The sequence below is a fragment of the Actinokineospora sp. UV203 genome, from assembly GCF_056323665.1.
Map to the genome: position 1 here is coordinate 6,088,220 of NZ_CM150484.1, position 12,841 is coordinate 6,101,060.

Consider the following 12,841-nt stretch of genomic DNA (forward strand, 5'->3'; position numbering starts at 1 on the left):
TCGGTGGCCGTGGCTAGGCTTCGACGGGTTCGATCCAGTCTGGTGACAAGGAGATTCCGGTGGCTTCCCGTCTCAACCCCTACCTCAGCTTCAACGGCGACGCACGGCAGGCGATGGAGTTCTACAAGGACGTCTTCGGCGGCAACCTGACGCTGAACACCTTCGGTGAATTCGGCATGCCGGACGCGCCGGAGTCCGACAAGATCATGCACGCCATGCTCGAGGCGGACAACGGCTTCACACTCATGGGCGCCGACACCCCGCCCGGCCAGGAGTACAACCCGGGTTCCGCGTACGCGGTCAGCCTCAGCGGCGACGACTCCGACGAGCTGCACGGCTGGTGGGAGAAGCTGTCCGGCGGCGGGACCGTGCAGGTGCCGCTGGAGAAGCAGATGTGGGGCGACGAGTTCGGCATGTGCAGCGACCAGTACGGCGTCGCGTGGATGGTGAACATCGCCGGAGACCAGGCGAAGGTCTGAGCTGACCGCCGAGAGCCGCGTGCGACACCGTGCGCGGCTCAGCGGTCACTCCACTGTGAAGACCCGCTTGCCTCGGTTGTGGCCTGTTTCCACGAGTTTGTGGGTCGCGGCGGCGTCGGCCAGGGGGAAGGTGCGGATCGGCAGGGCGAGGCGGCCGTCGGCCACTCGCTGGGCGACGTCCGCCAGGGCGGAGGGGTCGCGTTCGGCTGCGCCGAAGAGGGGGATTCCCAGCTGATAGGCGCTCATGTCGGAGATGGTGATGATCCGGGAGGTGCCGCCGCGCAGGTCGATCGCGTCGGGGAGGCCGCCTTGGCCCATGTCGAACACCGCGTCGACGCCGTTGGGGGCTTGGGCTCGTACTCGGTCGGCCAGGCCGGGGCCGTAGGTCACCGGCGTGGCACCCAGGTCGTGCAGGTGGTAGTGGTTGCCTTCGCTGGCGGTCCCGATCACGGTCGCGCCGCGTTCTATGGCGAGTTGGGTGGCGACGGTTCCCACGGCGCCTGCCGCGCCGTTGATCAGGATGGTTTCGCCGTCGGCAGGAGCCAGTTGGTCGAGCACCCCGCTGGCCGCTTCGGCCGCGAACGGCAGGCCCGCCGCTGTCGTCCAGTCCAGTTCGGCCGGTTTGGGCACCACCTTGGTGACCAGCGCGTATTCGGCGTAGCCGCCGGTGTCGGCGAATCCGAACACCTCGTCGCCGACCTCGGCCCAGTCGACATCGGGCCCGACCTGGTCGACGGTCCCCGCGATTTCCAGGCCGGGGATCGCGGGCAGCGTGATCGGGAAGAAATCCCGCAGAAAACCCGCGCGAAGCTTGGCGTCGTACGGGTTGATCCCCGCCGCCCGTACCCGGACCCGCGCCTGCCCCGGCCCGGCCTCGGGCGTGGGCACGTCCTTGAGGTGGAGCACATCCGGGCCGCCGTATTCGTCCATCACGATCGCGCGCATGGTTGACCCGTTTCACTCGGCCCCTGGTCGATCAATTCCACCTCAGCGCGCACTGTCCAACTAGGGCCGAAGGGCCGCCAGCCGAGGCAAGCTACTGCCGCACTGTCGACGGACGCGAGCCGGTGTCGAGGAACTCGCGAAGGCCGTGTCGTACCTGCTCAATGGGCACTTCCACATCGGCCGGGATTTCGCTGACGCTGCCCATGTACACGCATTCCACGACTTCCATCACGCCCTCCGGATTGCCGTCGCCGCTGGTGGCGCCACCATCCTCGGCGTGGTAGGTGATAAAGCCCCGCTCTTGGCCAAGTCCGACTTCGAGGATCGGGTAGCCCTCGTTTCCGCTGATGCCGACCTGAATCATGGCGGCGCATCGGTTTCCATTGGTCTTGGCGGCGGCAGTCGTCGGGCAGCCGTCTGGTCATCCGGCGGGTTGCCAGTCAAGGCAGGTGGGACGGGCGCCATCTGTTGTCATGAATTCTTTGACAGCCAACCGAATGGTGTCGATCGACAGTTCCGAATTTGTCGGAAACTCTGTGTCCGTATCCATGTAGAAGTACGTGGGTGGTTCATCGGCGGGCAGTTCGCCGACGCTGTACACGCCTTCGAACCAGTCGCGCCCGCTGTAGCGCAGCACGCCTCGGTCACGCTTGATCCCCACGTCGAGTCCCTGCGTGTAGGGATCGACGGCCAGTGCGACCTGCATCAACAGTGGCGCTTGGGCGGGTGATTCGGCGCGGAGCCGGTCGATCAAGTCGTCGATCTGCTGCTCGGTATCGACCCGGACCGGCGACGACGCATGTGCGCGGTCGTAGTGCACGACTATGGCACCCACTCGGACGTGCCACCTCCTCGGTACTCGCGGACAATGCCGTCGGATCCATGGACCGTCATCGTATACCCCGCCGGAAGAATGACGGAGATAAGCGCGTCGCAACCCATGTCGCCCAAGCAGGGAATGTTGTTCAGTATCAATGTGATGGAACGGACCTGGTTCTTTCGCATGTGTGCGGCGAGTTTGATTTCGACGTGTGTCGTGACGAGTGGCATCCGTCGTGCCCGCATACTCTTAAGTAGCCGCACGACCTCTTCGTACTTCTCATCCTTGCCGCTTACCTCTTCGTGGGTTTCGCCGTTGGCGTCGGTCCATCGACCGTGGGTCTTCTGGCCGGAGCCAGGTGTGACCGCCGGGGGGAGCGATGCGCGGATGCGTTCGACCCTGTCGACGGGTGGTGCACGATCGTGCGGAATCGAGCTCGTGGCCCCGATCGCGCGCAGGTAACCCCGGAAGATCTGTTCCGCCTCGCTGATGGTGGCGATCTGATGGGTGAGGATGTGACTGACTTCCGCCAAGGAGCGTTCGACAGCGGCGGCCTCAGAGTCAGCGGTACCGGCGAAGCCCGCAGCGAATGCTCGTTGGGCATCGCCGAGGAGTTCGGTCGCGTGAGCGAGAAGGCGCCGAACCTCATCGCTGAGGTGGAGTGCTCCGTCGACTTGCGCCGTGAGGCGCTCGACTGACATGTCAGCCGGTGCGAACCACCAGCGACGTCAGGTGAGCGGGCAGCCATGACGACGCGGGCAGGCGCAGGGTTCCGGCATCGGGCTTCTTGGAGTCGCGCAGCCACACCTCTGCCGAGTAGGAGACCTCGACGCAGTCGGCAGTGGCCCCGCCACTGAAGCTCGATTTCCGCCACTCAGCGTGCATGCTGTTTCAGCTCCGTTCGTAATCGGCCAAAATTCTCGCCAGGAAGTTCACCGAATCGGCGGATCCCAGCGCCACTTTCGCCAAGCCTGAAATCGTGTGCTCGAAGAAGTCGATGTCTACCTGCTCATGCAGGAAGCCCGACGCGCCTTGATGCTCGAGGTAGACGATCGTCGGCGCTCGCTCGAACTCAAGCATCGAGTAGTAGCCCAGGTTGTGGTAGCCGCCGTGCCGGAAGGGGATCACGCGAATCTCCACGTTGGGGAGTTTCGCCCGATCCATGAGCCACCGGATTTGGTGCGCCATCACCTCTGGCCCGCCATACGGCCTTCGGACCACAGCTTCGTCCAGGAAGGCCGTGTACCGGGGCGCCATTCGTTTCACCAACGTCTTCTGGCGGTCCAACCGGGTGGCGACCAACGCGTCGCGCTTGGGCTTGTCCAAGCGGCCTGTTGCAGTGACCCCTTGTGCGTAACCGGGAGTTTGGAGAAGTCCGGGCACGAGCGACGGCGCAAAGTTCACGATGGAGGTGGCTTCCGACTCGAAGTCGACCAGCGGAGTCAGCAGGCGGGTGAACCGGCCGCTGGTTTCCACCCAGCCGGAGGAACTCATCTCCTCGACCATGGTCAAGATCCGGCTGCGTTCCGCCCCCTTCACCCCGTAGATCGCCAGCATGGTGGCGACATCCGCCACTGACGGAATCCGCTTGGCGTTTTCCGTCCGGTTGATGGTCGCGATGGATGTGCCCATCCGGGCCGCGACCTGGCGGGTGGTCAGGCCCGCCTGTTCCCGCAGTCTCGTCAGCTCACTGGCCAGGGCGCGCATCCGGGCAGGCAGTGGTTCGCTCATGTGTTCCATGAGATCAGGTGTTTCGCCTCCTGGAAATGACACTGATGGATGAGAGTTATCGGGGTGTGAAACGCAGCTGTCGGAGCGTGTGGCCCGTGGCCCGCTTGAACAGATACTCCGCCCGCTCATAGGAAAGCCGCCTGCGCCCGCTCTCCGGGCACAGATCCCCCTCGCCCGGTCGTCGCGCCGGAGCGGGCCGCCGATCGGACAGAAACACCGGTCCCCGCGTCCGTCCCGCCACCAGAAGCCCCATCACCGACGCGCTCCTGCCGCTCATCGACGCGGCGCCGCCCGACGCAGGCGCGGTGTGGCACGGACACCCGGTGTGGAGCGCGGGCCCGAACCGGGCAAGTCGTCGATCTGCTACCTCAAGGCGTACTCCGATTATGTGACCTTCGGATTCTGGCGGGGGCAGGAGATCGCCGACCCATCCGGCAGGCTGGAGCCCGGCGGGCGGGAGATGGCGGCGGTCAAGCTGCGCGGCCCGGCCGACATCGACGTCGACCTGTTCACCACGTGGCTGCACCAGGCGCAAGACCTCGAACAGGACCGTGTCGGAAATGACAGTGATGGATGAGCGGCGTCGGGGTGTGGAACGCTGTCGGCAAGAGACGATCCAGGAGGCGCTTATGTCGAGGTGGGGCATCACGTTGCCGCTGACCGGGGTTCCCCTGGCGGCACACCGGGACCTGGTCAAGGAGCTACCCGACCTCGGCTACACCGACGTCTGGTCCGCCGAGACCGCGGGCACCGACGCCTTCACCCCGCTGGCGCTGGCCGCCGAATGGGCCCCCGAGCTCCGACTCGGCACGGCGATCGTGCCGGTCTACACCCGTGGGCCCGGCCTGCTCGCGATGAGCGCCGCCACCATGGCCGAACTCGCGCCCGGCCGCTTCGCCCTCGGCATCGGGACCTCCTCGCCGACCATCGTGGAGGGCTGGAACGGCATCGACTTCGACCAGCCGTTCCACCGGATGCGCGACACGCTCCGGTTCCTGCGGTCGGCGCTGGCCGGGGACAAGATCACCGAGAAGTACGCCACCTTCGAGATCACCAAGTTCCGGCTGGAGCGCCCGCCGGTCCAGCCGCCGGAGATCATGCTGGCGGCGCTGCGGCCCGGGATGCTCAAGCTGGCCGCCCGTGAGGCCGACGGCGCGATCACCAACTGGCTCGGCGCGGGCGACGTGCCGACCGTGCGGGCCGAGGTGGGCCCGGACCTGGAACTGGTCGCCCGCATCTTCGTCTGCCCCACCGAGGACGCCGACGCCGCCCGCGCCCTGGGCAGGCTGCTGATCAGCAGTTACCTCACCGTCCCGGCGTACGCCGCATTCCACGACTGGCTGGGCCGCGGCGACGAACTCAAGCCCATGCACGACGCCTGGGCGGCGGGCGACCGCGCCGGGGCCAACGCGGCGATCCCGGACTCCGTGGTCGACGACCTGATCGTGCACGGCAGCGTCGACCACTGCCGCGAACGCGTCCAGTCCTATGTGGACGCCGGGCTGACCACGCCCGCCATCGCCGTCCTGCCGACCGGGGCCGACCCGATCGAGACCGTCCGGGCGCTCGCGCCAAGGCCGTGACTCCAGCGATGACGAACCGGCGATGACCATCCAGCACAGTCGGCCGGTCGGGCCGAGAACCCTGGCCGACCGCGCGCTCGCCGCGTCCTCGCTGTCCGGGGCGCTGCGGGCGGCGGTCGCGTCCGGGGACGTGCGCCGCGTCGTCTGCCTGGTGCCCGACCCGCACGCCCGGTTCGCCGCGGTCGAGGTGGCGGCCGAGTTCTTCGTCGACACGGTGCTGCCCAACGGCCACGGCCTTGGCGCGGCCGTGTTCGGCTGGAACCCCGAGCGGGCCGAGGTCAACGCCCCCGCCGTCGACCAGTTCCTCGGCGGCTACGGCGACCTGCGGCTGCGGCCCGACCTGGCCACCCTCGCCCCGGACGAGCCTGGCACCTGGTTCGTCGTCTGCGATGTCGAGTGGCCCGACGGCCGCCCGGTCCCCGAGGCCCCGCGCACGCTGCTGCGGGAACAGGTCGCCGCCACCGAAAAGCTCGGTTTCGTTCCGGCCGTGGGAATCGAGCACGAGGTCACGTTCACCGCCCTCGACGGCGCACCGCTGGCCGACCGGGTGCACAACTACGCCGTCGACGGCCTGTCCCCGCTGCCGGACCTGCACGCCGCCGTCGACCGGCTGGCCCTCGGCGCCGAGTCCGCTCGCGGCGAGGCGCACCCCGGCCAGTACGAGATCGTCCTACGCCACCGCGACGCCCTCGCCGCCTGCGACGACGCCATGCTGCACCAGCTCGTCCTGCGCCGGGCCGCCGCCGAGCGCGGGGTCCGGGCGGGCTACCTGGCCGCCGAGTCCACCGGCACCGGCAGCTCCTGCCATGTCCACCTGTCCCTCGCCGACGCGGCGGGCACGTCGCTGGTGGCGGGCGTGCAGCCCACCGAGCCGTCGACCGTCTTCGGCCACTTCCTCGCGGGCGTCTTGCGTGCCGCGGCCGACCTCACCGCCTTCTGGGCGCCGACCTGGAACTCCTACGTCCGGCTACGCACCGGCCCCCTCTCGCCGCGCACGCTGCGGTGGGGGACCGACGACCGGACCGCGGCCGTGCGCCTGGTCGGACAGGGTCCGTCGCTGCGGATGGAGGCCCGGTTCGCGGGCGCCGACGCGCAGGTCCACCTCGTGCTCGCCGCCCTGCTCGCCGCAGGGATGTCCGGGGTGGCGGAGCGGCTCCCGCTGCCCGCCGAGGGCCGGGTCGTCGGCGACCTCGCCCGCACACCGTGGGACGCGCTGACCCGGCTGACCGAGTCGAAACTCGTGCGGTCACTGCTGGGCGACGCGGCGGTCGAACACCGGGCGGCGCTACTCGGCGAAGAGCTGAACGCCGGTCTGGACGGGGTTTCCGACTGGCAGCGCGGTCGCGGGGATCTCCGCGCGTAAGCATTGACGCGGCTCGACTTGAGCCCTTATCGTCGGCACCCAGCCGATGTGCCTTCGGCTGATCCTTCTCGGCTCTGTCCTGTGTGGACACCTGCGCCCGAGTCATTCGGACCGGAGGACCACGTTTGATGAACAGGAAGCGCCGGAGAACCACGCGCGTTCTCAGCGGCATCGGGCTGACCGCCGCCGCCGTTTTCGCCATCGTCGCGGTGTCCATGCCCGCGCACGCCCAGGAAGGGGTCGTACGGCTCGCCGACAGCCCCGACTCGATCAAAGACAGCTACATCGTCGTCCTCAGGGACAAGAAAACCCGTACCGCGAGCGCCCTCACCTCGCGGTACGGCGGTCGGACCGAGCAGACCTTCGAGGCGGCGGTGAACGGCTACGTCGCCACCATGTCCGACCGTGAAGCGCGCAGGCTCGCCGCCGACCGGTCGGTCGCGTACGTGCAGGCCAACCAGCGGATCAAGATCAGCGAAGCGCCGCCGTCCTACGGGCTCGACCGGCTTGACCAGCGCGATCTTCCGCTCGACGACGACTTCACCGTCGACTCCCTGGCCGAGAACGTCACCGCGTTCGTGATCGACACCGGGGTCGACGCCGACCACCCGACCTTCGGCGGCCGGGTCGTCGGCGGATTCGACGCCATCGACGGCGATGGCGACCCCGACGACTTGAACGGCCACGGAACCCATGTCGCGGGCACGATCGGCGGCAGCGACTTCGGCGTCGCCAAGGGAATCAAGATAGTGCCGGTGCGGGTGCTCGACGAGGACGGCGACGGCAGCACCGCCGGGGTGATCGCCGGGATCGAATGGGTCGTGCGCAACCTCGACGGGCCGTCGGTGGCCAACATGAGCCTCGGCGGCTCCCGTGACGACGTGCTCGACGAGGCGGTCCGCGGCGCCATCCGCGCCGGTGTCACGTTCGCCGTCGCGGCGGGCAACGACGGCCAGGACGCGGGGGAGACCTCGCCCGCCCGGGTGGCCGAGGCGATCACCGTCGCCGCGTCCGACGCCGCCGACAACCAAGCGGACTTCTCGAACTTCGGTCCCGCCGTGGACCTCTACGCGCCCGGTGTCGACATCCCGTCGTCGTTCCTCGATGGCGAGACCGCGACACTCAGCGGCACCTCCATGGCAACACCGCACGTCACAGGCGCGGCCGCGCTGATCCTGGCCGCCCAACCGGACGCCACCCCCACCCAAGTCCAACGCGAACTGGTCCGCGCCTCGACCCGCGACCGCATCCAGAACCCCAGCCCCGCCACCCCCAACCGCTTGCTATTCACCGGCTGACCCACCCCGCGAGTCCCCCACCTCCCGACGATGAGTTCCCATTTCGGCGGCGGACCTGAACTGAGAACTCGGTGTCGGGAATTGGGGACTCGCGCGGTGGTTGGGTGACCTCGTGCCAGTGGGCGCCCCCGCGAAGTTCGCGGGGGCGCCCAATTTTCTTTAAACCGTGCGAACTTTCTCCTCGTACCTCCTTGCACAGACCCAAGACGTCAGCGCGGAGGTTGGAATGAAGCGGTCGGCGGTCATGCTGGTGGGCTTGGCGTTCGCCGTGGCGGGATGCCACGGCGGCGAGGAAGCGACTCCCAAGGAACGCCGGGGCCACCACGTCGAACTCGTGGCGGCACAGCCGCGCCCCGCCGGTTTGCAACTGGTGCGCGGCTTCAACAGCGGGCCCATTGTCGTGGACGGCGCCGGCCGCACGGTCTACGGATTCGTGAAGGACAAGACCAATCCGGCCAGGTCAGCGTGCACGGGGAAGTGTGCGGAGACCTGGCGGCCGGTGCCCTTCACCGAAGACCTCAAGATCACCGATCTCGACCAGTCCATGGTCGGCTCCGTCGACCGACCTGGCGGGCCGAAGCAGGCCACGCTGGCGGGCAGGCCGCTCTACACCTTCGCCGGGGACTCGATGCCCGGCGAGATGACCGGCCGCGACGCCGACTGGTTCGTCGTCGGCGCCACCGGCGGCAAGGCCGAGATCACCACGGTTCTGGAGGGGTCCAGTGCGGTCAATCCGTGACTTGCTCGGCCCCCGCCGCGTCCTCGCCGCGGTGGCCGCGGTGCTGCTCCTCGCGGTTGTCGTGGTGGGGCTGGTGCCCACACTCCTCGTCGAGTCGCGGAACCCCGAGCCGCGACCGACCGAATGGGGTCCGCTCGGCGCCGCCGACGTGGAACTGCTGCGTGCCGCGCGCCGAGCGGGCCTCTGGGAAGGACCCGCGGGGGAGATCGCCCGCGAGGTCTCGCGCAACCCGAAGATCCAGGCGCTCGGAATGACGCTCATGGTCGACCACGGGCAACTCGACGTCGCCGTCCGGCAGTCCGCGGCGAAACTGCGGGTCCCGCTGCCTGATCAGCCGAACGAACTGCAACAGGGCTGGCTGGCGGAGATGCGGGCGGCGGGCAGTCCCGAGGAGTTCGACCAGATCTTCGCCAACCGCCTGCGGCAGGCCCACGGCACGGTCCTGGTGACCGTCGCCCAAGTGCGCGGAGGCAGCCGCAACACCGAGGTGCGCGACCTCGCGTCCATCGCGAACCAGGCCGTGCTGCGGCACCAGAACCTGTTGGAGAAGACCGGTTTGGTGGACTTCACCACGATTGCCGAGCCGCTCGCGGGCACCTCCTTCGACACCGAACTGCGGGCCGACGCCCAGTCGTTCGCGCTGGTCGGGCTGCTCGTGTTCGCCGAGTCCGCGCTGGTGGTGCTGCTCATCACCTGGCTGCGCCGCTCACGCGGGAAGGCGACGCCGCCCTCGGTCGGAGCGTTCGCAGTCAACGAAATGGAAGGAACCAGGACATGAAGGTCAAGCACTGGACGGCACTCGCGGTCGCCACACTCGTCGTCGGCGGCTCGGCGGCGGGCATCGGCATCGCCCGCGCCCACGGCGGCGGGCCCGGCACCGGCACGGCCCCGCAGAAGGCGTTCTACGTCGACATCACCAAGGTCCGGCCGAACAAGGTCCAGATCGAGCGGCGGGCGTCGCCGGGATCGTTCGTCAACAAGTGCGGCGACAACAAGGAGAAACACCGCAACTCCGACAACCACATCGCCGCGCCGGGTGTGGTGAACGCCGCCCAGCACCAGCACGACCACGTCGGGAACCTGACCACCAACGGCCGCTCGAACGACCGGTCCCTGCTGCGCGGCGGCACCACCTGCGTGACCGGCGACAAGTCGTCGTACCTGTGGCCGGTCCTGCGCGACCTGACCCGCAACGGTGACGACGCAGGCCAGCCCGGCGGCGGCAAGGACGGCAACCTCGGCGCGATCCTCGACGGCAAAGTCACGCTCTTGTTCCGCGGCAACCGATTCCAGCAGGTCGTCGCCGCGCCGCAGGGGCTGCGGATGACCACCGGTGACGCGAAGCCGGGGGAGAACGGTCCGGCGAACGTCCGGGTCAGCTGGACGTGCAAGGGCTTCGAGGACCGGACCACGGCCAAGTACCCGGTCTGCCCCCGCGGCCGAAGTGTGGTGCGCCTGCTGGAATACCCGAGCTGCTGGGACGGCCGCAGCCTCGACAGCGCCAACCACCGCGACCACGTGCGATTCCCCGACAGCTCGGGCCGGTGTCCGCGCAACACCGTCGCGATACCGCAGCTGGACATGACCGTCGAGTACGCGGTCCCGGCGAAAGCCAATCTCGCCCAAGGGTTCGCGCTCGACGGGTTCCCGCAGGAGAACCACCGGCCCGACTCCGACCACGGCTTCGTCCACCTGCTGATGAACCGCACGCAGATGGGTGACGTGGTGAGGTGCGTCAACAGTGGCCGCAACTGCTGACCTGCTCGCCCAGGCAGCGGGGGAACCCGGCGTGCGGGCGGTCGCGGCGCTCAGCGCGCGCTTCGCCTACGGGCTCATGTGCCTGACCTTGTGCCTGGGCGTGATGACCGTCACCGGGTGGGGGCGGCACGCGGTCAGCCGCAAGGCGATGCGCGCCGCGCACCTGACGCTGGGAACGCTGACGATCGTGTTCGGCGTGGTGCACGCGGTGTGCTTCCGGTTCCTCCCAAGCGGAGCGATGCCACTGGAGCACCTGCTGACGCCGTTCGTCCCCAACGTCCGGCACGGGCTCGGCGTGGTGTCGCTGTATTTGATGGTCGCCATCGCGCTCAGCGCGTGCCTGCGCGGGTGGACGGCCTACCGCCGGTGGGCGTGGCTGCACCGCACGGCGTACCTCGCGATTCCCTTGGGCGCGCTGCATTCCCTGCTGGGCGCCGTGGCCAACGGCCATCTGTCGGTGCTGTGGCTGGGCGGGATCACCCTGCTCGTCCCGGCCGTCACCTTGGCGGTGCTGCGCGCCCTGCCCGCGCACACGCTCGAACGACTCGGAGTGGAGACGGAGAAGGTATGAGACGCGGACGCGGACGTGCCACGGTGGTGCGCGTCGACAACGACCGGTGCGAGCTGTACGGGATCTGCGTCGCCGAGGCGCCCGAGGTGTTCCGGCTGGGCGACAACCGGCTCCGGCACGGCAGGCGGATCGACGCGGCCGACGAGACCGCCGTAGCCGCTGCCGCGCGCAACTGCCCGATGCAGGCGATCCGGCTGCGGGAGAGTGCCCGGTGACGGTGGAGAGGATCGTCGTCGTCGGCGCGGGCGCCGCGGGCTTCCGGGCCGCGGAACGGCTGCGGGAACTGGGTTTCGACGGCGAGATCGTGGTGATCGGCGACGAGCCGCGCAAGCCGTACCACCGGCCCGCGGTGTGCAAACAGCTCCTGCGCGGCAGCCTCAAGGCCCGGGACGTGACGCTGGAGGCAGGCGTGGACCTCGACGTCGGCTGGCGGCTGGGCACCCGGGCCATCGGGCTCGACACCGCCCGGCACGCGGTCCTGCTGCCTGGCGGCGAGGAGGTCGGCTACGACGGCCTGATCCTCGCCACCGGCGGGTATCCCCGGTCCCTGCCCGCCGCGCCGCGCCACGACCCGCGGGTGCGGGTGCTGCGCACGGTCGAGGACGCCGAGGGTGTCCAGGCGGCGCTGCGGTCGAGCAGGCTGCCCGCGGTGGTCGTCGGCGGCGGGTTCATCGGCTGCGAGTTCGCCGCGAGCATGCGGGCGATCGGGCGCGACGTCATCGTCGTCAACAACTCGGCCAAGCTGCTGCACCGCTTCGGCGACGCGATCGCCGACGCGGCGGGCGAACTGCACGCCGAACACCGGGTCGACACCCGGAGCAACGCCCGGATCAGGAAGTGGGACACCGGGCGCGACGGGGTCGGCCTGCACCTGGACAACGGCGACGTCGTCTTCGCCGCGTGCGTGGTGCTGGCCGTGGGCAGCACGCCGTCGGTGGAATGGCTGCGCGGGTCCGGTCTGCGGGTGGACGACGGGGTGTTCTGCGAGCCGACGCTGTTCGCCGCCGGGGTCGACGACGTCGTGGTCGCCGGGGACATCGCCCGGTGGCCCAACCTGCGGTTCGACCCGGTCCCGCGGCGGGTCGAGCACTGGATCACCGCCGTCGAAGGCGGCCGGGCGGCGGCGGAGAACCTGCTCGCGGGCAAGTGGGCGGCCAAGCCGTTCACCCCGCTGCCCAGGGCCTGGACCAGCCAGTTCGACGTGCGGGTGCAGCACGTCGGGATGCCCGCGCTGGCCACCGACACCGTCCCGCTCGACGCTGGGGTCACCGGGTTCGTCCGGGCCGGGAACCTGGTCGCGGTCGCCACCTGGGACCGCCCGCACGCGATGCTCGACTGGTCGGCGACGCTGGACCGGCTGCTTCCCGTCCCCACCGCCTCTCGCCCGCCGCACGCCCGCCCGCCCCGCGACGGCATCCCCGCCCGCGTCCTCATCGAGCGGCATTACGCCAGTCGGCACTCATTCGATGGACCAAACGGAATAATGACCGGACAATGAGGGTTTCCGTGACCGAGCGTGCTGAATGGACAGAATCACGGCAGTCGGCCATGCTC

General features: G+C 69.3%; 17 protein-coding genes. 11 read left to right on the forward strand and 6 right to left on the reverse strand.

All coding sequences use genetic code 11. From position 1 onward, the window contains the following. Window positions 1-59: 59 nt before the first annotated feature. Window positions 60-479, forward strand: coding sequence for a VOC family protein (locus tag ACUZ2Y_RS29310; RefSeq protein WP_476324945.1), 420 nt, complete (start codon window positions 60-62; stop codon window positions 477-479). 45 nt (window positions 480-524) lie between these two features. On the opposite strand, the gene ACUZ2Y_RS29315 is transcribed toward ACUZ2Y_RS29310, so the two are convergent. The 6 genes from ACUZ2Y_RS29315 to ACUZ2Y_RS29340 form a co-directional block, all read right to left on the reverse strand. Continuing rightward, entirely contained in the window at window positions 525-1,424 is a 900-nt protein-coding gene (locus tag ACUZ2Y_RS29315) for an NADP-dependent oxidoreductase (RefSeq protein WP_476324947.1), read from the reverse strand. A gap of 91 nt (window positions 1,425-1,515) precedes the next feature. After that, window positions 1,516-1,788, reverse strand: a complete 273-nt coding sequence (locus ACUZ2Y_RS29320) for an Imm1 family immunity protein (protein ID WP_476324949.1) — start codon at window positions 1,786-1,788, stop codon at window positions 1,516-1,518. Between the two features lie 57 nt (window positions 1,789-1,845). After that, window positions 1,846-2,244 carry an Imm1 family immunity protein gene (locus ACUZ2Y_RS29325; protein ID WP_476324951.1) on the reverse strand — a complete coding sequence of 133 codons (399 nt, stop codon included), beginning with the start codon at window positions 2,242-2,244 and terminating at the stop codon, window positions 1,846-1,848. Window positions 2,245-2,246: 2 nt separating this feature from the next. Further along, window positions 2,247-2,945 carry a DddA-like double-stranded DNA deaminase toxin gene (locus ACUZ2Y_RS29330; RefSeq protein ID WP_476324953.1) on the reverse strand — a complete coding sequence of 233 codons (699 nt, stop codon included), beginning with the start codon at window positions 2,943-2,945 and terminating at the stop codon, window positions 2,247-2,249. Between the two features lies 1 nt (window position 2,946). Then, entirely contained in the window at window positions 2,947-3,129 is a 183-nt protein-coding gene (locus ACUZ2Y_RS29335; protein ID WP_476324955.1) for a DUF397 domain-containing protein, read from the reverse strand. Window positions 3,130-3,135: 6 nt separating this feature from the next. Next, on the reverse strand, window positions 3,136-3,975 hold the full coding sequence (locus ACUZ2Y_RS29340; protein WP_476324957.1) for a helix-turn-helix domain-containing protein: 840 nt from the start codon (window positions 3,973-3,975) through the stop codon (window positions 3,136-3,138). A 307-nt stretch (window positions 3,976-4,282) separates the two neighbouring features. Between ACUZ2Y_RS29340 and ACUZ2Y_RS29345 the strand changes: the two genes are divergently transcribed. The 10 genes from ACUZ2Y_RS29345 to ACUZ2Y_RS29390 all read left to right on the forward strand — a co-directional run bounded on the left by ACUZ2Y_RS29345 (window position 4,283) and on the right by ACUZ2Y_RS29390 (window position 12,785). Continuing rightward, window positions 4,283-4,552, forward strand: a complete 270-nt coding sequence (locus tag ACUZ2Y_RS29345; protein WP_476324959.1) for a DUF1801 domain-containing protein — start codon at window positions 4,283-4,285, stop codon at window positions 4,550-4,552. Window positions 4,553-4,604: 52 nt separating this feature from the next. Continuing rightward, complete coding sequence (locus ACUZ2Y_RS29350; RefSeq protein ID WP_476324961.1) at window positions 4,605-5,558, forward strand: LLM class F420-dependent oxidoreductase; 954 nt, start codon at window positions 4,605-4,607, stop codon at window positions 5,556-5,558. Window positions 5,559-5,580: 22 nt separating this feature from the next. Next, the gene (locus ACUZ2Y_RS29355) at window positions 5,581-6,921 is read left to right on the forward strand and encodes a type I glutamate--ammonia ligase (RefSeq protein ID WP_476324963.1); all 1,341 of its coding nucleotides are present in this window, start codon (window positions 5,581-5,583) and stop codon (window positions 6,919-6,921) included. A gap of 128 nt (window positions 6,922-7,049) precedes the next feature. After that, window positions 7,050-8,219 carry a S8 family peptidase gene (locus ACUZ2Y_RS29360; protein ID WP_476324966.1) on the forward strand — a complete coding sequence of 390 codons (1,170 nt, stop codon included), beginning with the start codon at window positions 7,050-7,052 and terminating at the stop codon, window positions 8,217-8,219. 226 nt (window positions 8,220-8,445) lie between these two features. Beyond that, window positions 8,446-8,958, forward strand: a complete 513-nt coding sequence (locus ACUZ2Y_RS29365; RefSeq protein ID WP_476324968.1) for a COG4315 family predicted lipoprotein — start codon at window positions 8,446-8,448, stop codon at window positions 8,956-8,958. Continuing rightward, window positions 8,942-9,736, forward strand: a complete 795-nt coding sequence (locus tag ACUZ2Y_RS29370; protein ID WP_476324970.1) for a DUF4142 domain-containing protein — start codon at window positions 8,942-8,944, stop codon at window positions 9,734-9,736. Before ACUZ2Y_RS29365 ends, ACUZ2Y_RS29370 begins: the two co-directional genes overlap by 17 nt. Continuing rightward, window positions 9,733-10,716, forward strand: a complete 984-nt coding sequence (locus ACUZ2Y_RS29375) for a DUF1996 domain-containing protein (RefSeq protein WP_476324972.1) — start codon at window positions 9,733-9,735, stop codon at window positions 10,714-10,716. The genes ACUZ2Y_RS29370 and ACUZ2Y_RS29375 overlap by 4 nt, the downstream gene beginning before the upstream one ends. Beyond that, window positions 10,700-11,287, forward strand: coding sequence for a ferric reductase-like transmembrane domain-containing protein (locus ACUZ2Y_RS29380; RefSeq protein WP_476324974.1), 588 nt, complete (start codon window positions 10,700-10,702; stop codon window positions 11,285-11,287). The genes ACUZ2Y_RS29375 and ACUZ2Y_RS29380 overlap by 17 nt, the downstream gene beginning before the upstream one ends. Beyond that, window positions 11,284-11,502 carry a ferredoxin gene (locus ACUZ2Y_RS29385; protein WP_476324976.1) on the forward strand — a complete coding sequence of 73 codons (219 nt, stop codon included), beginning with the start codon at window positions 11,284-11,286 and terminating at the stop codon, window positions 11,500-11,502. Before ACUZ2Y_RS29380 ends, ACUZ2Y_RS29385 begins: the two co-directional genes overlap by 4 nt. Next, the gene (locus ACUZ2Y_RS29390) at window positions 11,499-12,785 is read left to right on the forward strand and encodes an NAD(P)/FAD-dependent oxidoreductase (protein WP_476324978.1); all 1,287 of its coding nucleotides are present in this window, start codon (window positions 11,499-11,501) and stop codon (window positions 12,783-12,785) included. The genes ACUZ2Y_RS29385 and ACUZ2Y_RS29390 overlap by 4 nt, the downstream gene beginning before the upstream one ends. The last annotated feature ends 56 nt before the right edge of the window (window positions 12,786-12,841 follow it).